We start from the raw sequence: 1,260 nt of genomic DNA, 5'->3' as shown, positions 1-1,260 counted from the left end.
AGTCTGACCAGTCCGACCGAAACTGAGGTTGGTACGAGATTCGACTTGTCGAATCCGCACAAACCCAGCCATGCCTTATACCACGTGTTAACGCCTGGCTTTTATTCTCTTATTACATTTTCTAATTCTCTAATAAGTTCGTCTTTGTCCGGTAAAACATATGTAAATTTTGAGGCAAATACATTATTTTCTAGCCCTCCGAGGATATATTCTACTGCAATTTCATCTTTCTCAGCGCATAGTATTATACCGATAGGAGGATTATCGTCTTTGTCATTAACCTCTGTTTTGAAATAATTCAAATACGTGTTTAATTGTCCGGCATGATTGATTTGCAACTTAGTGGTTTTTAACTCAATCAGAATATAACACCGAAGAATTTTGTTGTAGAATACCATATCTACATAATAGTGAGTATTGTTGATTGTTAATCTTTGCTGCGAACCAACAAACATAAATCCTCGCCCCAGTTCCAGTAGAAAGTCTTCTATATGCCGGATTAATTTTTTCTCTAATTCTTTTTCTAAAATTGGTTTATGCTCAGGTACTCCAAGAAATTCAAAGACATAAGGATTTTTGACAATGTCTTGAGGTTTTAATATTTGTTGTCCTTTCTGGGATAATTCCAGAAGTTCCTTTTTGTTTGTCTCTCCTTTTGAAAGTAGCAGTCGTTCATAAAGAGAACTATCAATTTGTCTTTTTAATTCCCGAACCGACCATGATGAGTTGATAGTTTCTTTTTCGTAAAATCCTCTTTTCTGAGTGTCTTCGATAATCAGAAGTTCACATATATGAGACCAAGTTAATTGTCCAGACAGTGTCTGGACATCGGGATATTCCAAGTAGAATTTTCTCATATTGAAAAGATTCGACCTTGAAAAACCCTTCCCAATCTCGTCAGTTAATTGTTTTGATAATTCAAGGATTATTTGTCTTGATGAAGAATTGTCAATGTTATTTACCTTTTCATTTTCGATAATTATTTTCCCAATATTCCAATAAGCTGTAATTAGCTCATTGTTAACATTAATTGCTACTGATTTTCTTGCGGAGAAAATGATTTCTTTAATGTTATCAATCAGGTTATTTTGATTTTTCTGTATATCTTTTTTCATAGATGTAAAGATAATTATTTTGTGTATTGCCTGATTTTCAAGCTTGGCGTTAACGGTTGGTACATGTTGTCGGGGCGGATTTCGGAGAGCGTTCCTGTCCGAAGGACACGGAACTGCGATGCGAGAATCCGCAGTTGGCGTACCA

1 protein-coding gene is annotated in these 1,260 nt (G+C 35.4%); it reads right to left on the bottom strand.

Annotated elements, in window-relative coordinates:
- Positions 1 to 101: 101 nt before the first annotated feature.
- Positions 102 to 1,115, bottom strand: coding sequence for a PDDEXK nuclease domain-containing protein (locus K5G00_RS29365; RefSeq protein WP_238770189.1), 1,014 nt, complete (start codon positions 1,113 to 1,115; stop codon positions 102 to 104).
- Positions 1,116 to 1,260: the final 145 nt, after the last annotated feature.

Origin of the sequence: Maribellus maritimus, assembly GCF_022267315.1 — a bacterium.
Taxonomy (GTDB): domain Bacteria; phylum Bacteroidota; class Bacteroidia; order Bacteroidales; family Prolixibacteraceae; genus Draconibacterium; species Draconibacterium maritimum.
Note: the sequence above shows the minus strand (reverse complement) of the source record. Positions and strands in the feature narration are given on the sequence as shown.

Bases quoted from the DNA above. Each gene is read 5' to 3' on its own strand.
- K5G00_RS29365 (WP_238770189.1), bottom strand. From the start codon at position 1,115: ATGAAAAAAGATATACAGAAAAATCAAAATAACCTGATTGATAACATT.